The organism is Flavobacterium glycines, from assembly GCF_900100165.1.
GTDB lineage: Bacteria > Bacteroidota > Bacteroidia > Flavobacteriales > Flavobacteriaceae > Flavobacterium > Flavobacterium glycines.
In genome coordinates, this window is sequence record NZ_FNEO01000001.1 from 1,669,282 (window position 1) to 1,692,420 (window position 23,139).

24 protein-coding genes are annotated in these 23,139 nt (G+C 35.4%); 9 read left to right on the forward strand and 15 right to left on the reverse strand.

Translation table 11 applies throughout. From position 1 onward, the window contains the following. The 4 genes from BLR17_RS06685 to BLR17_RS16485 all read right to left on the reverse strand — a co-directional run bounded on the left by BLR17_RS06685 (window position 1) and on the right by BLR17_RS16485 (window position 2,678). Window positions 1–399, reverse strand: a complete 399-nt coding sequence (locus BLR17_RS06685; RefSeq protein ID WP_066326623.1) for a group III truncated hemoglobin — start codon at window positions 397–399, stop codon at window positions 1–3. Between the two features lie 39 nt (window positions 400–438). After that, window positions 439–1,683, reverse strand: coding sequence for a threonine ammonia-lyase IlvA (ilvA, locus tag BLR17_RS06690; RefSeq protein ID WP_066326614.1), 1,245 nt, complete (start codon window positions 1,681–1,683; stop codon window positions 439–441). Window positions 1,684–1,874: 191 nt separating this feature from the next. Next, a complete protein-coding gene (locus BLR17_RS06695) occupies window positions 1,875–2,414 on the reverse strand; it encodes a DUF4136 domain-containing protein (protein ID WP_066326612.1) in 540 nt (179 codons plus the stop codon). A gap of 87 nt (window positions 2,415–2,501) precedes the next feature. Next, window positions 2,502–2,678: a C1orf53 family protein gene (locus tag BLR17_RS16485; protein WP_169817149.1), complete on the reverse strand. Its 177-nt coding sequence runs from the start codon at window positions 2,676–2,678 to the stop codon at window positions 2,502–2,504. A gap of 478 nt (window positions 2,679–3,156) precedes the next feature. On the opposite strand from BLR17_RS16485, the gene BLR17_RS06705 reads away from it, so the two are divergent. The 4 genes from BLR17_RS06705 to hemL are packed head-to-tail and all read left to right on the forward strand — an operon-like array spanning window position 3,157 to window position 6,472. Next, window positions 3,157–4,053, forward strand: coding sequence for a 1-aminocyclopropane-1-carboxylate deaminase/D-cysteine desulfhydrase (locus BLR17_RS06705; RefSeq protein WP_066326607.1), 897 nt, complete (start codon window positions 3,157–3,159; stop codon window positions 4,051–4,053). Then, window positions 4,046–4,879 carry a glucosaminidase domain-containing protein gene (locus tag BLR17_RS06710; protein WP_066326606.1) on the forward strand — a complete coding sequence of 278 codons (834 nt, stop codon included), beginning with the start codon at window positions 4,046–4,048 and terminating at the stop codon, window positions 4,877–4,879. Before BLR17_RS06705 ends, BLR17_RS06710 begins: the two co-directional genes overlap by 8 nt. Window positions 4,880–4,888: 9 nt before the next feature. After that, the gene (locus tag BLR17_RS06715) at window positions 4,889–5,140 is read left to right on the forward strand and encodes a hypothetical protein (RefSeq protein WP_066326602.1); all 252 of its coding nucleotides are present in this window, start codon (window positions 4,889–4,891) and stop codon (window positions 5,138–5,140) included. Window positions 5,141–5,185: 45 nt separating this feature from the next. After that, entirely contained in the window at window positions 5,186–6,472 is a 1,287-nt protein-coding gene (gene hemL / locus BLR17_RS06720; protein ID WP_066326600.1) for a glutamate-1-semialdehyde 2,1-aminomutase, read from the forward strand. 49 nt (window positions 6,473–6,521) lie between these two features. Here hemL and BLR17_RS06725 read toward each other — a convergent pair whose 3' ends face one another. The 11 genes from BLR17_RS06725 to ric form a co-directional block, all read right to left on the reverse strand. Next, window positions 6,522–6,968, reverse strand: a complete 447-nt coding sequence (locus BLR17_RS06725; RefSeq protein ID WP_066326598.1) for a hypothetical protein — start codon at window positions 6,966–6,968, stop codon at window positions 6,522–6,524. Between the two features lie 110 nt (window positions 6,969–7,078). Next, complete coding sequence (gene nadB, locus BLR17_RS06730) at window positions 7,079–8,629, reverse strand: L-aspartate oxidase (protein ID WP_066326597.1); 1,551 nt, start codon at window positions 8,627–8,629, stop codon at window positions 7,079–7,081. Next, the gene (nadA, locus tag BLR17_RS06735; RefSeq protein ID WP_066326595.1) at window positions 8,629–9,573 is read right to left on the reverse strand and encodes a quinolinate synthase NadA; all 945 of its coding nucleotides are present in this window, start codon (window positions 9,571–9,573) and stop codon (window positions 8,629–8,631) included. The genes nadB and nadA overlap by 1 nt, the downstream gene beginning before the upstream one ends. 76 nt (window positions 9,574–9,649) lie before the next feature. Next, window positions 9,650–10,084, reverse strand: coding sequence for an RrF2 family transcriptional regulator (locus BLR17_RS06740; RefSeq protein ID WP_066326593.1), 435 nt, complete (start codon window positions 10,082–10,084; stop codon window positions 9,650–9,652). A gap of 293 nt (window positions 10,085–10,377) precedes the next feature. Further along, window positions 10,378–11,454 (reverse strand): GAF domain-containing protein, encoded by a 1,077-nt coding sequence (locus tag BLR17_RS16420; RefSeq protein ID WP_139148977.1) that lies wholly within the window; start codon window positions 11,452–11,454, stop codon window positions 10,378–10,380. 145 nt (window positions 11,455–11,599) lie between these two features. Beyond that, window positions 11,600–12,034, reverse strand: coding sequence for an RrF2 family transcriptional regulator (locus BLR17_RS06750; RefSeq protein WP_066326588.1), 435 nt, complete (start codon window positions 12,032–12,034; stop codon window positions 11,600–11,602). Between the two features lie 110 nt (window positions 12,035–12,144). Beyond that, complete coding sequence (locus tag BLR17_RS06755) at window positions 12,145–13,356, reverse strand: hypothetical protein (RefSeq protein ID WP_066326582.1); 1,212 nt, start codon at window positions 13,354–13,356, stop codon at window positions 12,145–12,147. A 2-nt stretch (window positions 13,357–13,358) separates the two neighbouring features. Then, window positions 13,359–14,048 (reverse strand): anaerobic ribonucleoside-triphosphate reductase activating protein, encoded by a 690-nt coding sequence (locus BLR17_RS06760; protein ID WP_066326580.1) that lies wholly within the window; start codon window positions 14,046–14,048, stop codon window positions 13,359–13,361. Further along, window positions 14,032–14,196 carry an anaerobic ribonucleoside-triphosphate reductase gene (gene nrdD / locus BLR17_RS16600; RefSeq protein ID WP_074517139.1) on the reverse strand — a complete coding sequence of 55 codons (165 nt, stop codon included), beginning with the start codon at window positions 14,194–14,196 and terminating at the stop codon, window positions 14,032–14,034. Before nrdD ends, BLR17_RS06760 begins: the two co-directional genes overlap by 17 nt. A gap of 37 nt (window positions 14,197–14,233) precedes the next feature. Next, the gene (locus tag BLR17_RS06770) at window positions 14,234–16,336 is read right to left on the reverse strand and encodes a ribonucleoside triphosphate reductase (RefSeq protein WP_066326577.1); all 2,103 of its coding nucleotides are present in this window, start codon (window positions 16,334–16,336) and stop codon (window positions 14,234–14,236) included. A gap of 37 nt (window positions 16,337–16,373) precedes the next feature. After that, a complete protein-coding gene (gene ric / locus BLR17_RS06775; RefSeq protein ID WP_066326574.1) occupies window positions 16,374–17,102 on the reverse strand; it encodes an iron-sulfur cluster repair di-iron protein in 729 nt (242 codons plus the stop codon). Between the two features lie 304 nt (window positions 17,103–17,406). On the opposite strand from ric, the gene BLR17_RS06780 reads away from it, so the two are divergent. From BLR17_RS06780 to BLR17_RS06800, 5 genes are all read left to right on the forward strand, one after another. After that, window positions 17,407–17,841 (forward strand): c-type cytochrome, encoded by a 435-nt coding sequence (locus BLR17_RS06780; RefSeq protein WP_066327484.1) that lies wholly within the window; start codon window positions 17,407–17,409, stop codon window positions 17,839–17,841. Between the two features lie 11 nt (window positions 17,842–17,852). Next, window positions 17,853–19,187: a cbb3-type cytochrome c oxidase subunit I gene (locus tag BLR17_RS06785; protein WP_066326572.1), complete on the forward strand. Its 1,335-nt coding sequence runs from the start codon at window positions 17,853–17,855 to the stop codon at window positions 19,185–19,187. A gap of 115 nt (window positions 19,188–19,302) precedes the next feature. Continuing rightward, window positions 19,303–20,094, forward strand: coding sequence for a CbbQ/NirQ/NorQ/GpvN family protein (locus BLR17_RS06790; protein ID WP_066326570.1), 792 nt, complete (start codon window positions 19,303–19,305; stop codon window positions 20,092–20,094). A gap of 108 nt (window positions 20,095–20,202) precedes the next feature. After that, window positions 20,203–21,978, forward strand: a complete 1,776-nt coding sequence (locus BLR17_RS06795; protein WP_066326569.1) for a nitric oxide reductase activation protein NorD — start codon at window positions 20,203–20,205, stop codon at window positions 21,976–21,978. A gap of 135 nt (window positions 21,979–22,113) precedes the next feature. Further along, a complete protein-coding gene (locus tag BLR17_RS06800) occupies window positions 22,114–23,079 on the forward strand; it encodes a DUF438 domain-containing protein (protein ID WP_066326562.1) in 966 nt (321 codons plus the stop codon). Window positions 23,080–23,139: the final 60 nt, after the last annotated feature.

Consider the following 23,139-nt stretch of genomic DNA (forward strand, 5'->3'; position numbering starts at 1 on the left):
TTAACTTCCGAAAAAATCCCGACCTCCGTTTCTAAAATAATCTATTTTATAAAAAAACATTTCAGCCATATTTTTGGCGCGAAGCTTGGCTTCTTCGGCTAACGGTCCTGCAAAAAGGTTGTCAATAGTTTCTGTGAAAATCTCCATCCAACGATTAAAGTGTTCCTTTTCTACTGGTAAATGTTTATGAGGAGGAAACGGACTGCCTGAATAAGTATGTTCTTCCAATAAAATAGTTTGCCAAAAACGATACATTCTTTCTAAATGTGCCGGCCAGTTATTGCCTATTTTTTCATTAAAAATGGGGCCAATGAGTGTGTCTTTTTGCACTTTTCCATAGAAAGTGTCAACTAACAATTTGATGTCGTCAAGATTTTGGATATCGATTAAATCAGGCATGTTTTTTTGAAAATAATGAATGGCAAATTTAAGCTATTTTTAGCCTATTAATTGGTTGAATAAATCCTGTTTTTCGTTCAGGTATTTGTACTCAAATCCTTTGTTCTCCATTTTTGTTTTTATAGCAAAAATGTCATTTTTGTTTTTGAGTTCTAAACCTACAACGGCGGGACCTACTTCACGGCTGTTTTTCTTGGTAAATTGGAAATAGGTAATATCATCGTCAGGACCTAAAATATCATTGACAAATTCTTTTAAAGCACCAGGACGTTGCGGAAACTGAATCATAAAATAGTGCATCAGTCCTTCGTAGAGTAAAGAGCGTTCTTTTATTTCGGCGGTGCGTTCAATGTCGTTATTGCTTCCGCTTACTATACAAACCACAGTTTTTCCTTTTATTTTTTCTTTATAAAAATCCAATGCTGAAATAGTTAATGCACCTGCGGGTTCAACTACCATGGCTTCTTCGTTGTACAGGCGTAAAATAGTGGTACATACTTTTCCTTCGGGAACAAGAATAATGTCGTTTAGGTTTTTTTTACAAATGTCAAAAGTTATTTTTCCGACTTGTTTTACTGCAGCTCCGTCAACAAATTTGTCGATATTCTCTAAAACACTCACTTTGCCATTAGCGATAGAAGTTTTCATTGATGCTGCTCCTTCCGGTTCAACACCAATTATTTTGGTTTCAGGACTTAAATGTTTGAAAACTTCCGAAAGTCCTGCAGCCAGCCCGCCGCCGCCGATGGGAACAAAGACATAATCGATAGGTTTTTTATAGCTTTCTAAAATTTCAAGACCTACAGTTCCCTGACCGGCAATAACTTTTACATCATCAAAGGGATGAATAAAAGTCATTTTGTTTTTGGTAGCATCCTCCATTGCGGCTGCGTAAGCATCGTCGAAAGTGTCTCCTGTAAGTACAATTTCAACAAAGGAACCGCCGAAAAGATTCACTTGTTTTATCTTTTGTTTTGGAGTGGTTTTGGGCATGTATATTTTGCCTTTTATTTGGAGTAATTTACAGGAATAGGCCACGCCTTGCGCATGATTTCCGGCACTGGCACATATTACACCCTGTTCCTGTTCTTCTGCGCTAAGTGTACTAATTTTATTGTAAGCACCTCTGATTTTATAGGAACGCACGGTTTGTAAATCTTCTCTTTTTAACAGAATCCGGGCAGCAAATTCATTAGATAAATTTAAGTTTTTTGACAAAGGCGTAGCCATAACTACATCCTGTAATTGTTTTTGGGCTTCTTGTATTTGGCTTAACAGATTCATATTTTACAGCTATAAAAAAACCTCCCGTTGTGGGAGGTTGGATAAATGGTATTTTGATTACTTATTTACATAACACTCCGTCATTATTATCGAATAATAATGTTAATTGCGATACGTATGTTAATAGTATTGTTCATCTCTTAGGATTGTATTTCAAATATACAGATTTTTTAGTTCTGTGAATAAAAGATTTATTTTTTTGTTTCAGTAGGAGGGTATTGTGCTAAAATTTTCGAAACAAATTCATTGATTTGTTTTTCTTTTTCTTTTCTGTTTTCGGTAAGTATACCAATTCCCTGTCCTTCCCAGATTAGTTCTTTTTTCTTAGCATCAATCAAATCGATATAGAGCGTTCCTTGGGTAGAAGAGGTTACATAGGTGTTGCCTCCCCAGAAATAAGGATTCCATCCCCATCCCCAACCGTAACCCCAACCCATATTGAATTGGTTTACGTCAATTTGTTCTCTTTCTTTTGTAAAAATATTAACGAGTAAGTCAGGATTGTCGCTTTTGCTCATGCCTTTTTGACTTAAAGCATCATCAATAGCGTGTAGTATTCTTTTTTTGTCTAATTCGGATACTTGAACCCGGTCAATACCTTTTTTATGAAAAGCGTAGGTTTTGTATTGACTAAAATCAACACGGCTATCGTAATCAGAGTTAACTCTTATCGAGCTACAGGCACTTAAGAGAAAAAGAAATAACAGCGGAATTATTTTGAATGTTTTCATAATGCAATTGTTTGATTACTAATGTATAATTAAAATTCAGGTTTTTAATTTGAACGATAAAAAAGGGAAAAGTTTTAATTGCTGTTATTATTTCTTGTTTGTCCCGGTTTTTTTATCGTATCCATAAGGGCAATGTCGGCAACCACTTTTGCAACAATAGCCTCTTTTTAAATGATATTTCTCTGTAAAACATTTATACCCTTCGGCTGTGTAATAGAAATCTTCGCCTTCTATTAATTTATTTTCATTACTTTGTCCTATCATTAAATTTTTTTATTGCTTTTCATTCGTACAAAATTATAAATTTAAAATCCAATGTTTTTTCTCGTTAACAAGTATTTAATACCTAAAGGTTTTCGCGGCTTAACGTTGTATCCATTTGTGTTTTTAAAATACCCGGGCGATAAAACTAATGCTGTTTTTGTTAATCACGAGCGTATTCATTTGAGACAACAAATAGAATTATTAATTCTTCCTTTTTTTATTTGGTATATTTTTGAATTTTTATTTCTCTTCTTAAAATACAACAACAAAAATCGTGCCTATAGAAGTATTTCCTTTGAAAGAGAGGCATATAGCAACGAATCTGATTTGGATTATCTCAATAAAAGAAAGTTTTTTGGCTTCTGGAAATATTTGTTCGAAAAAAAATAATATTGAAGTTGAATTCTTTTGGTTATTTGCTTTTGTACTAAGATGAGCTGTACCGGATAAGTTTTATCTTTGTAAAAAAATAATTGCCTTGAATCAAGAACTGCAAATACAATTTCCAAATTCCATTTCGATTACTATCAAAAGGGAAGATTTACTTCATCCTGTTGTTTCCGGAAACAAGTTTAGAAAACTTAAATACAATTTGCTTCAGGCAAAAGCCGAAAACAAAAAAACACTCCTCACTTTTGGAGGCGCTTTTTCAAATCATATTGCGGCAGTAGCTTTTGCTGCTCAGGAGCAGGGTTTACAATCTATAGGGATTATCCGTGGTGATGAATTGGGAGATAAAATCGAGAGCAATCCTACACTTCAATTTGCTCAGGAGTGCGGAATGCAATTGGAGTTTGTTTCCAGGGAAGATTATCGTTTGAAAAAAGAATCTTCGTTTCTGAAAAATTTAGAACAACAATTTGGCGATTTTTATTTGGTTCCGGAGGGAGGAACGAATGCACTGGCGATAAAAGGATGTCAGGAGATTTTAACTCCGGAAGACAGCAGCTTTGATTATATTTGTTGTGCAGTCGGGACAGGAGGGACTATTTCCGGAATTATCAATAGTGCATTGCCACATCAAAAAGTTTTAGGGTTTCCGGCACTGAAAGGCGATTTTTTACAAGATGAAATCCGTATTTTTGTCCAGAACGAAAATTGGGAGTTAATAACGGATTACCATTTTGGCGGATATGGCAAAGTCAATGAAGATTTGATTCGTTTCATTAATCAGTTTTATATTGAGAATCAAATTCCGTTAGATCCTGTTTATACCGGAAAAATGGTTTTTGGTATTATGGATTTGATACAAAAGAATTATTTTCCGGTTAATTCGAATATTTTACTCATTCATACAGGAGGATTGCAGGGAATTTTCGGAATGAATGCCAAATTGAAAAAGAAACAATTACCAACAATAAATATCGATGTTTAAGAAAAGTCTACTCTTTTTGATTGTTTTAACGCTAATTAGTTGTCATGCGACAAAATCCCCAATTGTAACTACTAAAAAAGGAGCTGCAGGAAACAATTCTTATTCTTCAAAAAACAAGAAAACCACTAAAGGAAGGAGAGAAATAATAGAATCATCTTCAAGAACAGTTGTAACTAATGATAATGTTAGCAATTATGTCTTGCAATACAAAGATATTGCCATGAGTAACATGAAAAACTACGGCATTCCGGCAAGTATCATTTTGGCTCAGGGTATTTTAGAATCAGGAGCGGGAAGAGGAGATTTGGCAGTGAGTGCCAATAATCATTTTGGTATCAAATGCCATTCGGATTGGACAGGAGATTCGGTTAAACACGATGACGATAGTAGCCAGGAATGTTTTAGAAAATACAATAAAGTAGCTGAGTCTTACAGAGATCATGCTTTATTTTTAAAAGGTAAAGGAAGGTATGCCAGTCTGTTTGAACTGGATAAAGATGATTATGAAGCTTGGGCGAAAGGATTAAGAAAAGCAGGTTATGCTACCGATCCTAAATATCCGGATAAGTTAATTTCGTATATAGAACGTTATAATTTGGCTCAATATGATGCGCAGGTGCTCGGAAATAAACGTGTCTCAAAAGAAAATCGAAATACCAGTATAGCCGATAGACGTTCTATTAATGAGGAGTATTATGAGGTTCAAAAAGGAGATACCTTGTATTCTATTTCTAAAAAGTACAATCTGTTAGTAGATGATTTAAAAGAGAAAAATAAGTTGTCTGATAATACCCTTTTTGTAGGTCAGAAATTGAAAGTGAATTAATTATAATTTATGAAAAATAAAATTTCAATTACCATTTTTACTTTTTTTCTGGTTTTATTTTTACGTTTTTTTTGTGGAGTTTATATTCATGATGAATTTGCTGAAAAAACATTTTTTATAAAATATCGCCCAATATGGAAATGGAGATTTTTTTCACCACTAGGGCAATCTAATTTGACCATTAATGAACTTTCAGAACAAGAACAAATAGAACAAAAATATTTCAATGAGTTCGTAAGAGACCAAGGTTTGAGCAGGTAATTAAATCTAAAATCAGAACTCGACAATCTAAAATTCAAAATCATAATGTTATACCAAAGAAGTAGTCAGCTATTTGCTGAAGCAGAAAAAGTAATTCCGGGAGGGGTAAATTCTCCGGTTAGAGCATTCAAATCAGTAGGAGGAACGCCTATTTTTGTAAAACAAGCCAAAGGTGCTTATTTGTATGATGAAGACGGAAACCGATTAATTGATTATATTAATTCCTGGGGACCGATGATTTTAGGTCATGCTTTCGAACCTGTAGTTCAGGCGGTAACGGAGAAAGCTAAACTGGGAACTTCTTTTGGGATGCCTACCGAATTGGAAACTCAAATTGCTGCTTTGGCTGTTTCGATGGTGCCGAATATTGATAAAATTCGTTTTGTAAATTCAGGTACCGAAGCTTGTATGAGCGCCGTAAGATTAGCGCGTGGATTTACTAAAAGAGATAAAATAATAAAATTTGCAGGTTGTTATCACGGTCATTCTGATTCATTTCTGATTCAGGCAGGAAGTGGTGCAATGACATTTGGAACACCTAATAGTCCTGGTGTAACTGCTGGAACAGCTAAAGATACTTTGTTGGCTAAATACAATGATTTAGAAAATGTAAGAAGTTTAATTGAAGCGAATCCTAATGAAATTGCAGCGATTATAGTAGAGCCGGTTGCCGGAAATATGGGATGTGTACCGCCAATCAAAGGATTTTTAGAAGGCGTGCGTCAACTGTGTTCTGAAAACGGAATTTTACTAATTTTTGATGAGGTAATGACAGGTTTCAGATTAGCTAAAGGTGGTGCTCAGGAGTTGTTGAATATCAATGCCGATATCGTTTGTTTCGGAAAAGTTATCGGTGGCGGATTGCCAGTTGGTGCTTTTGCTGCCCGCGAAGAAATCATGAATTATTTAGCGCCACTTGGACCTGTTTATCAGGCGGGTACTTTGTCTGGAAATCCATTGGCTATGGCTGCTGGTAAAGCCATGTTGGAATCTCTAAATACTGATGCGGCTATTTTTCAAAGATTAGAAGAAAAAACAGCTTATTTAGAAGCAGGAATTCATAGAGTATTAAAAGCAAATAATATTATTTATACCATCAATAGAGTAGGATCTATGATTTCGGTACATTTTGATGCAAGTCCTGTTGTTGATTTTCAAACGGCGGCTAAAGGTGATAATGAAACTTTTAAGAAATTCTTCCACGGTTTATTGCAGGAGGGAGTTTATATCGCACCATCTGCTTATGAAACCTGGTTTATAACCGATGCTTTGAGTTATGAAGATTTAGATTTTACAATAAACGCAATTGATAACGTTTCGAAAACATTGTAATTTTTAAAGAGCAAAAAAAAGCTTCGAGTTTAATCTCGAAGCTTTTTTTTTAGTTTTCCATATTACCGCCGGCAGGTCTGTCATCTCCCATTCCTCCACCTTGTCTCTCGCTCATTCTTTGCTGCATTCTTTGTTGCATTTTTTCCTGATTGCTTTTCCATTTTGCTAATTGCTCAGGAGTTAAGATAGCGGCCATTTTTCCTTCCATAGCTTTTCTTTGTTCAGCCATCATTTCTCCTCTGCCTTGACCTTTTTTATCTTTCATTTCAGCCATTCTGGCTTCTCTGTTTTTAGCTTCGTCAGCGTAAAGTTGTTTTAGTTGTTCCTGTTGTTTTGCATCTAAGTTTAAATCTTTAGTCATTCTTGCAACACGTTGTTCTGTACGCTGTTCCGGAGTCATGTTTCCCATGTTTCCTCTTTGTGGTCTGTCATTGTTGTCCTGAGCAAAACCTGCTACTCCAACAATCAATAATGCGGCAATAATTAATTTTTTCATTTCTTTTTTGATTTATGTTAAAAGTTATAGCAGTAAGATAATAAAAAGTATAAAAGGTTTAATTATTAATAAAAAAAATATTGAATGTCTTTTTAAATGCTAAAATCAACTTAGGAATTTTTTTTAACGAATGAAGCTGATTCAAACTTTACAAAACCACCACGATTTTCATGTCTCTCAATAGATTGCGTCACAATCAAATATCCTATAGTAATCATGTTTAATAATTCATAATAGGAAGTGTTGATTTGGTGTGTATTACCAATTGCTTCTATTTCCTGTTTCCAATTTAAAAGTTGTTCTTTAGCTTTAATCAAATCCGAGTCATATCTAACAATACCTGCATTTTGCCTCATTAAATGCTGAAGATTAGCTTTTAATTTTGCCAAATAGTTAGTATCAATTTCCGGTTTTTCTGTTGTTTCAATTTCCTGAACATCCTTCTTTATTGTTTTTATTTCCAAATTAGGATTGGCCAGATATTCGTAAATCCTGCTCGAGTACACTAATGCTTCTAATAATGAATTGGATGCTAGTCGGTTGGCACCATGTAAACCGGTTTGAGAACATTCGCCGCAGGCAAATAAATTGGTTACAGATGTTTTTCCGTTCATATCAACTACAATTCCGCCACAAATGTAATGTTGCGCAGGAACTACCGGAATCCAATCTTTAGCAATGTCAATTCCTGATTTTAGACAATGATTGTAAATCATTGGAAAATGCTTCTTGAAAGCTTCGATATCCAGATGGGTGCAATCTAAATAGACACAATCATCACCTGATTTTTTTAGTTCCAAATCAATGCTTTGGGAAACAATATCTCTGGAAGCCAATTCTTCACGGGCATCATAATCAATCATAAAACGATGTCCTTTTTTGGTACGCAAATAAGCACCAAAACCGCGAACCGCTTCTGAAATTAAAAATTTAGAACCGGTAGATTGGTCATAAAAAGCAGTAGGATGGAATTGGATGAATTCCATTTCTTTAATCTTGGCTTGAGCGCGGTACGCCATAGCAATTCCGTCTCCGGTTGCTATTACAGGATTAGTGGTGTGTCCATAAAGATGACCTATTCCGCCTGTTGCCAATAGCGTAATATCAGATAGGTAAGTGCTTATTTGTTTGGTGCTTTCATCTAAAACAAGAGCCCCTAAACAATAATTGTCTGCTGTGATTAAATCGGCAGCAAAATGATGATCCAGAACTGTGATGTTGTCCTTTTGATACACCTGCATCAAAATGGCGCGTTCTATTTCGTGACCGGTTTGGTCTTTATGATGCACCACACGGTTTTCAGAATGCCCGCCTTCTTTGCCTAAATTTAAATTGCCATCGGAGTTTTTGTCAAATTTAGCTCCCCATTCAATTAGTTCTTTTAATCGTTTGGGGCCTTCAGTAACCACCATTTTTACAACGGCTTCATCACATAATCCGTCTCCACAAATCAAAGTATCTTCGATGTGTTTTTGGTATGAATCTTCGTTTTTATCGGTAACAATGGCTATACCACCCTGGGCATATTTGGTATTTGATTCGTCGGCATTGGCCTTGGTTACAATGGTTATCTTTTTGTCAGGGAATTGCTCTGCTATCCGAAGCGCAAATGTCAAACCGGCAACACCAGAACCGATAATCAGGTAATTGGTATTTGTCATTATTTTGATAATTCAAGCATTCTCTCAATTGGAATTAATGCTTTTTGGATAATGTCTTCGGATACGTGAACTTCCGGGCTTTCGTTTACTAAACAATCGTATACTTTTTGTAAAGTATTCATTTTCATGTAACCACATTCGCTGCAGGCACAAGTATTGTCTTCTTTTGCGGGAGCAGGAATTAGGATTTTATCCGGTACTTCCTGTTGCATTTTGTGCAAAATACCAAATTCAGTAGCTACAATAAATTTATTGTTAGGATTGTTTTTTACATAATCAATCATTCCTGAAGTCGAACCGATATAGCTTGCAGTAGCTAAAATATGGGTTTCAGATTCCGGGTGCGCAATAATTTTTGCGTCCGGATGCTGCTTGTGCAATTCGATTAATTTATCCAATGAAAAAGCTTCGTGCACTACGCAGGAACCGTCCCAAAGTAACATGTCACGACCTGTTTTGCTCATCACATATTTTCCTAGATTCTTGTCCGGAGCAAAGATAATTGGCTTGTCTTTTGGAATAGATTCTACAATTTTCACTGCATTTGCAGAAGTAACCACAATGTCAGTCAATGCTTTTACTTCGGCAGAACAATTCACATAAGTAATAACGGTATGGTCTGGATGCTGATCGATAAATTCTTTGAATAAATCCGGAGGACAGGATTCTGCCAAAGAACATCCTGCATTCAAATCCGGAAGAATTACTTTTTTGTTTGGATTTAAAATTTTAGCTGTTTCAGCCATAAAATGGACTCCTGCAAAAAGAATAATATCGGCATCCACTTTCATTGCTTCTTGTGATAATCCCAAGCTGTCCCCTACATAATCCGCGATATCCTGAATATCATTTTCCTGATAATAATGTGCTAAAAGAACTGCATTTTTCTCTTTTTTTAATTGTAAGATGCGCTCTTTCAGATCTTTTATTTTGTTTGTGTCCATTGTTTAATCTTGATTACAAGTGTACTATGTTGTTGTTTGTTGTTTTTGTTTTGTAAAGCTAATTTAGTTTAAAAAGTTAATACCTTAAAAAAGTATCTCCTGATTTAATTCCCATTGCCAATTCCTCTAAATTAGTATTTTCTAACATAAAAGCCAATTCATTTCGGATTGATTTGAATTTTTCGTGAACCGGGCAAGGGTGTGTTTCTGAGCAATGGCTTAAACCCAAACCACATCCGGTAAAAACAGAATCCCCTTCGAGTGCGGTTACAATTTGAGCTAATTTAATTCCATTCATTTTTTCTTTTGGAATCTCAAAGCCGCCACCCACACCTTTGATAGAATTGATAATATTGCTTTTGGATAAAATCTGTAAAATTTTGGCAGTAAAAGCCTCAGGAGAATCTATCTTTTTTGCAATATCTTTCAGTCCGACTCTATTGTTTTGATAAGATTCGGACGCAATGAAAATAGTTGCCCGAATCCCATATTCACAGGTTTTAGAGAACATAATTAGTTTTTTACAAATTTATAGAAAATAAGCGTTATTATTTGACTCAATTTTCAGTATTTATGTGATTTAATTATGCCTTTAAAAAAGCTAAAAATAAGCATGAAAATAGCTAGAGGTAATAAAATGTTAGTTGTAATGAGATTATGCAGGTTCTTCTTTTGTAAATAGCAGAAAATCTAATAACGATAGTTTTATTTCTGATTGGATAACATGTATTCACTTTGCCAATAATACAACTGCTGATTCCGAATATTAAATTTAAAAATGTATAAAGATTCTATAACTATTGTTTAGTTGTTTTTCTTTTTGCTTCCGGCTTTTGGAAAGTTTCTATTGAATCCAGCAATTTTTTTATTTTTTTGTCTGTATGTTTGATTCAATTTTTTAATGAAGTTATCGAGTTCATCCGAAACAATTTTGATATAGCCCACATATTCTTTGAAATTTAGTTCGCTAAATTTCTCATTTTCAATTAAGTTGGTTAACCCTAAAAGGTTAGCGACAGGTTTTCTTAAAACGTGTGAAATATCAAACATAATCTGCTCCATTGTTTTTTCGTATTCAATAAGACTGGTTATATTTTGAATAGTACCATACCAAATAACAGTACCTTTTTTTGTTTTTTCAGGTAGTGCTCTCCCCAAATGCCATTCTGTTTTGTTTTCAGATATTTTAACTCTGTAAGCAATGTTCCATTCAGTTAAATGTTTGGATGATTCTTTAATGCTTTGTTTAACATAAGGCAGATCATCCGGATGAATAAAATCAAAAATCAATTTAGGTGATTTTTTAATAAGTTCTGAGTCAAAATTAGGTAGTGAACTATTTATTCCTTTGCTTAAAAAGTCAAATTTCATTTCACCATTTTTAGCTATTTGTAATTGATAAATTATGCATGGTGCTAAGTCAGTGAGTTTTTTTAATTTAAGGGCATTGAGTTCTATATTGTTATTTTGCAGTAAAATCAACTTTCTGGAATTAAGATAGTCCATTGCTTTTTTTGAGAGAATGTACAAGGCTCTTTTTTGGATATCTGTTAGTTTTCTTGGCTTAGTATCTACTACGCAGAGTGTTCCTAATACATAACCTTTTTTTGTTACCAAAGGAGCTCCGGCATAAAAACGTATCGCATTATCTCCTTTGGTAAAAGGATTGTCGATGAATTTTTTATCCAATTGGGCATCTTCAACAATCAAAATTTCGGATGGATTATCTAAGGCATGTTGGCAAAATGAATCTTTTCTGTTGACCTCGTCTACATCAAAGCCGTATTTTGATTTGTGCCACGTACGGTCTTTGTCAACCATTGTTATTAAGGACATGGGAGTGTCACAAATTACCGATGCAATTTCTGCTAATTCATCCAATTCTGTCTCCGGTTTAGTATCGAGGATGTTGGTAGCGGTATAGTTCTTTTAATCTTAATTGCTCATCCATTGCTTATCAAATTAATTTGTGAGTAACTTATCTAAAATAGAATCCATATTTGTGAAAGATTTTTGTTTTTGGGAATTAATATCTCAAAAAAGTATCTCCGGATTTAATTCCCATTGCCAATTCTTCCAGATTGGTAGTTTCAAGCATGTATGACAATTCATTGCGAATGGATTTAAATTTTTCGTGAACCGGACAGGGATGATCTTCGGAACAGTGGTGTAATCCCAGTCCGCAGCCAGTAAAAACCTGATTTCCCTCTAAGGCTGTGACTATTTGGGCTAGAGTGATTTGGCTCATCATTTCTTTCGGAATATCAAAACCACCTCCAACCCCTTTGATTGAATGGATAATATTGTTTTTTGAAAGTATTTGCAGGATTTTGGCAGTAAAAGCCTCCGGGGAGTCTATTTTTTTTGCAATATCTTTCAATCCCACCCGATGATTTTGATACGATTGGGAAGCTATAAAAATTGTGGCGCGAATACCATATTCACAGGTTTTAGAAAACATAACTTGCTTTTTTCTATAAATTTATAGAAATAAGTTTGCTCCTTTTATGACTATTATCATGCGGGTCAATTTTTTTAACTTCTTAATATAAGTTGATTTATGAAATACGTTTATGTTTTTTTGCTCCATATTTCATAGTGGCTTATTATAAGCATTAAAAGTCCTGCTGGCAAAAAGATGCTAATCCCAAAAAGATTTTGATAATAGTAAGGAAATTGTCCTAGGCCAAAAAAGAGATAAATGCCTTGTCCGAATAACAACAATTCGGTTAGTACAAAGCTAAAAATGAATAGTTTTATTCCCCAATTGGATATTGTTTTTGACTCGTTTAAAAAAGAATTTTTCAACAGAAAAGCAAACAAAAAACCAGTGATAATACCTAACATCGTCAGATGGATATAACCAATGACAAAATTTTGAATCTGATGTGAAATTTGGGCTAATTCCGGAATTAAAACTACTAATTGAATGATGACTTTTAGGAATAATGAAGTTAAGGCAAAACCATAAACCAGTTTTTCAACGGGTTTTAAAGCGGTGAAGAAAGTTGGAAAATGCGGTTTAATTATTTGAATAAAAAGGATAAAAGAAAACAGTTGCAATAACACTCCCACGCTGTTTATCCAATGAAAAACGGGATTAGGAAGATACCAACTCGCCGGTAAAGCCAGAGTTAAAATGGTGGCTGTAACCAATAAATTATAGAACAGTCGAAATTGCTTTTCGTTGATATTGCCTTTTAATTGATTAAAAAATAAAGCTAAAATGGCAAATAAAAACCAACCGTTAAATTGAAAATGCAGGAAAAACTGAATGGCTATTTGATAAAAAGCACTGGCTTTACCCAATAATCCAACTGCCGGTCCCAAACACCAAACTCCCAGAGTCGATAAAATCATGAAAAATAAAGCCGCTCTCAAAAGTAGTTTTTCCGGTAGTGAATCAGTACGGGCATCTTTCCAGGCTAATCGGCAGAAGTAATAACTGCAAAAAATATGCAACGTAGAAAAAGCTATCGAAAACAGTGCATACCCTTCAACAGGAAAGCGAAACATCATACCGATAACAGCAATTTCGGTTAGCCAGAATAATCGATTGTAAACGGGTTTTTGCTGTGCTGTTTTTGGAATAAAAAAATGAACAATCAAACTGTAAATCATCAGATAAACCCAACCTAACATGGCAACATGGGAATGACCGTGCAATAAAAACTGATAATTGATACTTTCAACAGGGAATACATACAGCAATCGAAGCAGTAATCCCATGAGAGCTGCGATAAAGAAATTGATAAAACAGATTAAAAGCCAGGATTTTTGCATAATTATCCTCTAAAATGGACGTTGATTTTTGGTGTAGAAAGTTTTTTACTGTCTAATTCACGGAACGAATGTCCTAATTTGCCCAGAGTTTTTATATCGTTTACAAAATGCTGGATGTAATAATTTCCGGTGTAATTTTTCTTTTCTAAATAAACAATCATTTGTTGGATGTCTTTCTCAGTAAGCAATTCCGAATGAACAGTGGTACGCACTTCAAACGGAAGCGGGCTTTCCAGCAATAAATGTAAGGATTTTTCAAACGGAGAAAAAAGCAGTGATTGGGTTATTTTTTCAAAATGCTCTGGCAGGGTTTTAAAATCCAAAGCGACATAATCAATTAATTGCTTTTCTATCAGTGTTTTTAGGATATTTGGTTTTGAACCGTTGGTGTCAATTTTTACCAGGAAGCCCATTTTTTTGACTTCGATAATCAGTTCAATGATGTTTTTGTGTAACAAACATTCGCCTCCGCTAAAAACAACAGCATCGAGTAATTTTTTACGGGAATGAAGAAAAGCAAGCGTTTTTTCGAAAGAAATACTTCCTTTTCCAAGAACAATTTCGGGATTGTAACAATAAAGACAACGCATATTACAGCCTGCAAACCAAAGAATACAGGCTGATTGATGCGCATAATCTAATAATGTAAAAGGCGTTATGCTGTAAATAGGTGTACTAACATTTTCCTTCATTGAAATGAGTGCGTTGTTTGTGTTCTCCTTTTTTTCCAATGTTGAAACTTTCTACAGGTCTGTGATAGCCCATTACTCGGGTGTACACTAAGCATTTGGTTCTTAAATGTTGTTTTTCTTCTAAAATAGGGTTTGTGGATGTTTTCATAATTATTTATAATTTGTTGTTTATAGTTTTAATCTTTTTATTGAACTGATTTTGTTTCTTCAGCTATAATAATTTCATCACATTTCGGGCAATATTCATGTTCACCGTTCAAATAACCATGAACAGGGCAAACACTAAATACCGGTGTCACGGTGATGTAAGGCAGTTTAAAGTTAGACAATACCTTTTTTACGAATTGTTTACAGGCTTCGGGCGAACTGATTTTTTCACTCATATACAAATGCAAAACCGTTCCTCCGGTGTATTTACACTGTAATTCATCCTGTAAAAACAAGGCTTCAAAAGGATCTTCGGTATGGTTTACCGGGATTTGGGAACTGTTAGTGTAATAAATATTATCTTCCTGTCCCGCCTGATAAATATCGGTAAAGCGTTTCTTGTCTTCTTTGGCAAAACGATAGGTGGTTCCTTCGGCTGGCGTGGCTTCCAGATTGTATAAATTTCCGGTTTCTTCTTGAAATTCTTTCATTCGGTTACGTATATGATCCAGAATTTCAGCAGCCAATGCAATTCCTGTATTGGACGTTATCGTATCCTGATTTTCGGTAAAATTGACAATCATTTCGTTGATTCCGTTTACGCCAATGGTAGAAAAATGATTCCTGAAATGTTGCAGATAACGCTTGGTGTACGGATACAAACCACGGTCGTACATTTCCTGAATAAAGATTCTTTTTTTCTCCAAAGTCGATTTTGAAATGTATAATAATCGGTCTAATTGTTCGAATAATTCAGCTTTATTTCCTTTGTACAAATAGCCCAAACGCGCCATGTTGATAGTAACCACACCAATGCTTCCCGTCATTTCGGCACTTCCAAAAAGACCATTTCCGCGTTTTAATAATTCGCGTAAATCTAATTGCAAACGACAGCACATCGAACGAACAGCATTGGGTTTATAAGCATTCGGATTTTCGGCTTTATTTCCGTTTTCATCCAAAACATATTGACTTCCGATGAAATTCTGGAAATAAGAAGAACCAATTTTAGCCGTATTTTCGAAAAGTAAATCCGTATTTTCTCCGTTCCAGTCAAATTCTTCGGTGATATTTACCGTTGGAATCGGGAAGGTAAAAGGTTGTCCATTGGCATCGCCTTCGGTCATTACGGTGTAATAAGCTTTGTTAATGAGGTTCATTTCGGCTTGAAAATGCTCGTAACGCAAATCGGTTAATTTAGTTACGCCTCTTTCTTTGGCTCTGACTAAAAGATCATAATTGAAATTTCCCTCAAAAAAGTGTAAATCATTTTTCGTCGGAATTTGTGTTTTCAAATCTTCAGGAACTACCCAATCCAAAGTAATGTTGGTAAAAGGCGATTGTCCCCAACGCGCCGGAACATTCAGATTGTAAACAAAACTGCGAACCGCTTTCAATACATCATCAAAAGAGAGATTGTCTTTGAAAACATAAGGCGCCAAATAAGTATCGAAAGAACTGAAAGCCTGCGCACCTGCCCATTCGCTTTGCAAAATCCCAAGAAAATTAGCCATTTGTCCCAGCGCTTCCCTGAAATGTGAAGGAGCTTTGCTTTCCACACGACCGCGAACTCCGTTAAAACCTTCGTTCAATAATACCCGCAAACTCCAGCCGGCGCAATAGCCAGTGAGGCAATCCAAATCATGAATGTGAATAGCTCCGTTCCGGTGTGCGTAACCTTCTTCTTTGGTATACACTTTATCCAGCCAATAATTAGCAATGATTTTTCCCGCGACATTATTGACCAAACCGGCATTAGAGTAGGAGGTATTGGCATTAGCATTAATACGCCAATCGGTTTGTTCAATGTATTCTTCGATGGTTTGGGTGCTGTCCACATAAGTGGTGTCTTCATTTAAACCATCAATATGCTCGCGTTGCAGTTTTCGGGTATGTCGAAAAAGCATAAACGAACGCATGGCTTCAAAATACTTTTTTTCGAAAAGATTTTTCTCAATTAAATCCTGAATTTCTTCTACTGCCCAGGTTTCTTTAGACTCTAAGTCCCGAATTACATTTTCAAAAATGTTTTCATCAATTGCCATGGAAACACTCAGGAAGCTTTTTTCGATAGCATCTTTTATTTTAAAAGGTTCAAAAGGTTTGTATTGGCCGTTTCTTTTGATAACATATTTTTCCATAGCATTTGATGATTTTAGTTTACATGGTTAGATTTTATTATTGTGCTGAAAATTTTTTCTCTAATTCGACTGCTTTTGGAAATAAGATGTTGTTTTCCAAATGGATGTGTTTGTGTAAATCCTGTTCAAATTCCTGAAGCATGGCAAAGGTTACTTTGTAAGTATTGCAGGCATCTGCCGGAGGGTTATAATCATTGGTTAATCCGGCTATTTTTCTAAAACGCTCTCCTTCGGCATCGTGTTCGTGCATCATCATAGCAATTGGATTTTCGACAGTGCCAAAATGTGGCTGCTCTACCAACTCATCCTGTAGTGTTGCTTTGACCATTTTTTTGATAAATGGAAATAAAATAAGTTCTTCTTTTTTCATGTGTTGTGCCAATTCGCCTGCACAGCCAATGAACAATTCATTGATGGCAAATAATTCAGGATGAGATGTGCCGTGTACTCTGCACAATTTGTCTAAAAAGGGAAGTAAGATTTGTGTTTTTTCTTCCACATAACGGTGATGGGTTTTCTCGATATAATCGGCTAATAAATCCAGAGGCCATGATTGAAAATCGATGTTGTTATCATTTTTAGTGTTTAAAACAGCATTGATTTCATTTAAAATAGTTTCTGAATCATGTTCTTTTTTGTCACAGGCTTCTTCAATTGTTCTGTTTCCTTTACAGCAAAAATCGATGCCGTATTTTGAAAAAATGGCTGCTGTTCTGAAATCTTTTGCTACATATTCTCCGATGGTTGTTTTTTCTAATGTTTCCATAATTGTTGTTCTTTAAGTTTTAATTTTTTTGCTATAAAATAATGTTTTAAATAAAAAGGATAAAATTGTCCTAAATCATACTATGTGAAATTCTGTTTTGTAATTTGTTTTAATTAGTTGTTTAGGATGGTGTTGAATACTCTTATTTGAGAATGTAATTTTAAGAAGAATAAAAAAGACAGAATATGATTTAAATCATATTTTAAATTTCATATCAGCCTTTTCTTTGCAATATCAAATAAAAGACAAATTTATCCTTTATTTGAATTCGAGTAATTTTATTAACAAACAAAAACAAGTAATTATGCTTTCAAAATCACAAGCAAGAGCATTTTTTTTGGGAGGAACCCTGGTCACCTTTTTAATTTTTATAGGATTGACCATTTATTCGTTCATGCCCCGAAATGACCAAACAAATTATACCAAAATTGATAAACAGGTAGTACGGGGAAAGGAGCTTTGGGAAACCAATAATTGTATGGGATGCCATTCCATTATGGGAGAAGGAGGTTATTATGCTCCCGAATTGACAAAAGTAGTGGAGCGAAGAGGAGAAGGATATATCAAAGCTGCTTTGATGTCGCCGGTACCCTGGGCACCCAACGGACGAAAAATGGTAGTTTATAAAATGAATGAAAAAGACGCCGATGCTGTTGTTGCCTACTTAAAATGGATTGGGAAAATTGATTTGAATGGTTTTGACCGAGTGGTTTCACCATTAGCTAAAGAAAATAATTAAAATTTATACAGATGAAATATAAATCACAAAAAGTCGCCTATTGGTTTTTTGCATTGTGCATGCTTTTGTTCTCATTGCAAATTATTTATGGTTTTATCATGGGCTTTGACCGAATAGGAATTCAGGGATTACACGATATTATTCCGTTTAATACAGCGCGCGCGGTACATACTAATTTGCTGGTGGTGTGGTTGCTAACGGGTTTTATGGGAGCAGCTTATTACATTATTCCCGAAGAAGCGCAGCGCGAACTAATAAGCGTAAAATGGGCTTATGTACAATTGATTTCCCTAGCAGTGGTGGGAGTTGTAGCCATTGTTGGTTTTCACTTAAATCATTGGGAAGGAAGAAAATTTCTGGAAATTCCAAGAGAGCTGGATTATTTAGTGGTAGTTAACGTTTTACTTTTCTTATCACTAATTATAGGAACGCTGTATAAAGGAAAACAAAAGACGACTACGGCAATAGTACTGGTTATGGGCTTATTTTTTGCCGCTTTATTGTATATCCCCGGAATGATTTGGTTTGACAGTCAGGTAACGGATTCTTTCTTCCGTTGGTGGGTAGTGCATTTATGGGTTGAAGGAGTTTGGGAGTTGATTATGGGAGGGATTCTTTCATTCCTGTTAATCAAATTAACCGGAGTTGACAGAGAAGTTATCGAAAAATGGCTGTACGTAATTGTAGGTTTGACTTTCCTTTCAGGAGTTTTAGGAACCGGACATCACTATTATTATATAGGGGTAAATAAAATTTGGTTGATTGTTGGTGGGATTTTCTCTGCCTTGGAACCTCTGGCTTTCCTGGCAATGGCATTATTTGCAGTGAATATGTACCGAAAAGGAGAAAAAAGCCATCCTAACAAAATAGCTTTATTCTGGACTATTGGAGCTTCTATTGTTTCATTTATTGGTGCCGGATTATTGGGTTTTGCACATACTTTACCTCAAACCAATTTATATACACACGGAACATTAGTAACGGCTATGCACGGGCATTATGCCTTTTGGGGAGCTTATGCTATGATTGTTTTGGCAATTATCAGTTATGCACTTCCTAATTTAACCGGGCGCAAACGCTACAATAGTACACAAGGAAATGTAGCATTTTGGTTGTCTAATGTTGGAATGCTGGGAATGACAACCGCTTTTGGAGTTGCCGGTGTGGTTCAGGTCTATTTGGAACGCAAAATGAAAATGGAATTTATGGTGGTTCAAAACGAAATCAGTATTCATTTTGTTGTGCTGCTCATTTGTGCCACGATGTTTACCATTGGAATAAGTCTGTTTATTTATGATTTCTTTAAATACGGACGTCCTTCGGATGAAGCTTTAGAAATAAAATAACTAACGAATCCCTTTTTTTTTTAACCGGAAGACTTTAACAACTGTTTCTTAGTTACTGCATTTCCATGAAAACCTTTGTTAGGAATTCCGGTTTTTTTCTAAAAATTTTAAAAATATGTTAGTAGATACTTTAATAAATATACCTTATTACCATGCTGTTGGCAAAGAGATGGATGTTTTTAAGCAAGCTTATAAAAACAAAATTCCTATTTTATTGAAAGGACCAACAGGAACGGGAAAATCCCGTTTTATAGAATACATGGCACATCAATTGGATAAAAAACTCATTACGATTAGTTGCCATGAAGAAACTTCTTCGACTGATTTAATTGGACGATTTATCATCAAAGGAGCCGAAACCGTTTGGCTTGACGGACCTTTGACAACAGCTGTAAAAGAAGGTTCTATCCTTTATCTCGATGAGGTTGCCGAAGCCCGTCCCGATGTGATTGTAGCCATCCATTCCCTGACCGATCACCGACGCGAATTGTTTATCGATAAACTGGGCGTAACGGTAAAAGCACACGAGGATTTTATGTTGGTTGCTTCTTTTAATCCCGGGTATCAAAGAGGTTTTAAAGAGCTGAAACCTTCCACACGTCAACGATTTATTGCAGTTTCTTTTGATTATCCCGAGCCAAAAATTGAAACAGAAATCCTGATTAATGAAACCGAAATTGATTCGGATACCGCTAAGAAATTAGTCACCATTGGGAATAAAATTCGAAATCTAACCGAATTAGGATTGACCGAAACGGTTTCCACCCGATTGCTGGTTGATGCCGCTAAAATCATCCACAGCGGATTGCCTAAACGATTGTCTGTTCATGTGGCTATTGTAGAGCCGTTGACAGATGATTTACAAACAATTCAAGCCCTGAAAGATTTGTGCGATTTGATGATATAGAAAAGAGTGGTCAGTGGTCAGATTTTTAGTGTTCAGTAAACTGGCGAAAATATTGACTATTCTAAATCACTGATTTCTAATTAACCGAACACTGAATACTAAAAAAATATGGGATTTGAATTAGACGAATATTTAGTTGGGAAGTTTTTCAAGCAATTGAAAAAAAGAAAAAAAACAGCTCCCGAAATTTTAGAAAAAACGGTTTTTCTAATTGACATAAAACCGCGATTGACCATTTTGGCCCGTGCATTAACCGGAAAAGCTATCGACATTTATCCGGCTGAAAGGGAAGGCGGTTATAAAAACAATAATTTTTTCCTTCCAATTTCTTTTGCCGAATTAGCCACGAAAGAAGAAAATCTGACTTTTTATTTTTTTCGAACACTGTTTTTAAGTGTTCAACAACGATTAAATCTCAATTGGACTTCTGAAGAAAACGAACCATCATTAGAACTTTCGCAACAAAAAGCATTCGAAAGTGCTGATACGATTTTGAAAATTATTTTCGAAGAATACGCTATCGACAGAAATTTTCATTCCCGGGCAAAGCAACATTTTATCGAACAGGCGACTGAAAAAAAAGCTGCTGATTTTTCCTGGCTTTATGGCAAATGGATGAAAAACGAAGTGGAACAAAATTCCGAAATCCTACTCGAAAATTTCTCTGATACCACCAAAAAAGGAATTGAAAAACAGCCGACAACCACATTGAAAGCAACAGCAGTGGAAGAAGTGGTAACGGTGGAATTGGATAAAAAACAACAGGAAGATTATGTCATGCTGCATAATTTTGAAAAGGTAGAAACGGCTGAAGAATTCAATGGTGTTTGGCGTGATTTTGATGGTAGTGACGAACTTGAAGAGCATCAGGATGCGCTGGAAGAATTGAGTATGAAATATACCGTTCGTGTTGATGATACGGCACATTCGGTTTATCAGGCAGATTTTATCGAAAATACTTCTATTTCAGAAAGTGCCGAAGTGGATGCTAAAGGTTTTCATTTGCTGTATGACGAATGGGATTTTAGCAAAGCGGTTTACAAACAAAACTTTTGTAAAGTCTATCCTAAATTACAGCAAAAAACGGATGCTGATTATTACAAAAACACAATTACAAAAAACGCTTCAACTTTATTAGGCCTGCGCAAAATGTTGACGAATGTTAACAACAAAATGCAACAACAAAAACGCCAGACACAAGGTGAGGAATTTGACATTGATGCCATTACCGATTTGTATGTCGATGTGCATTCAAAAAGAACACCTTCGGAGAAAGTTTATATTTCAAATCGAAAAAAAGAGAAAGATTTATCCATCCTGATTCTTTTGGATATCAGTCTTTCCAGTGACAGTTATGCTGCCGGAAACCGAGTGATTGATGTAGAAAAAGAGGTTTCAATTTTGTTTGGAGAAATCCTGAACGAATTCAATATCGATTTTTCGATAGACAGTTTTTATTCAAAAACCCGAAACTATTCGACCTATCTGACGGTTAAGGATTTTGATGAAAATTGGAATATTGGCAAACATAAAATTGGAGCCATAGAACCTAACGGTTATACGCGAATTGGCGCTGCGTTGCGTCATGCAGCTGCCAGACTGGATCAAAGAAATACTAAAAATAAATGGGTTATCCTGATTTCGGACGGAAAGCCCAATGATTACGATAAGTACGAAGGAAAATACGGCATCAACGATGTCAAACAGGCACTTCGGGAATTAAACAGTAAAAATATTAATTCGTATGCTTTGGCAATTGAAGCGGAAGCTAAGTACTATTTACCACAAATGTTTGGGCAAAATCATTATCAGATTTTAACAACACCAGTCGAGCTGTTACAGTCGTTAGTGAAATTATATGAGAAAATTAAACATCAAAAATAACTAAAATCCACCCGCCTTTGCTTCGCCAGTTCGCTGTCGCTTGTGTCAGGCACCCCTCCAGAGGAGGGGAAAATCAAGCAACTTCCCCTCCTCTGGAGGGGTGCCCAACGGGTGGGGTGGTGAAAAATTATTACAATGACAAAAACAACATCTACTACAAAACTTCCTGAGGGACATCCCATTCGGGTGTATTTTCAGGAAAATGATCTGATTCATTCTCTTTTAGAAGAATTGTCGAATACCATACCTGAAGAGGATTTTCAAAAATATACGAATGTTTTTAATCAGTTATCCACGATTGAAAAACGTTTTGCACGAAAAGAAAACCAACTTTTCCCCTTTTTAGAAAAGAAAAACTGGGTTGGTCCTTCGCAGGGAATGTGGTCATTTCATGATAATTTGAGAGATCAATTTCGTTTGATTCGTTATTATCTTAGGAATCAAAATTTTGAAAAAGTAACTATCAATACCCCTTTTTTGGTGGATGGGATTTATCGGTTGATGCATGTTGAAGAAACGGTTTTATTTCCCAATGCGTTGGACTTGCTTACTGAAGAAGACTGGATAAAAATGCGTGCCGGTGAAGAAGAAATAGGCTGGATGTTAACGCAAAATCCTGCGCCTTTTCCTCAAGAGGAATACATTCATCCAAGTGAGTATTTTACACAGCGGGAGTTGCCTTTTTCGCTAGAAAACACTTCACATTATGACGAAGGTTATATGACTGTGGAGCAGGTGAATTTACTTTTTAGAACAATGCCTTTGGATTTGACTTATGTGGATGAAAATGACAGAGTGATTTTTTACAATCGTGGAGAAGAGCGTGTTTTTCCCAGAAGTGCCGGAATCATTGGACGTGAAGTGAAATTTTGCCATCCGCCCAAAAGTGTGGGAACGGTTCTTAGAATCCTGGAAGAATTTCGAAAAGGAACCAAAAATGAATCTTCTTTTTGGATCAATTACAAAGAACGTCTGATTTACATTCGCTATTTCGCTGTTCGTGATGCTGATAAAAATTACAAAGGAGTCATCGAAATGTCCCAGGATATTACCGATATAAAGAAAATTGAAGGCGAAAAACGATTGCTGGATTGGGAGTAGGTTTGATTTAAGAATTTAGAATTTAGATTTTTTTTCCATGATTGTATGACTTTCATTTAT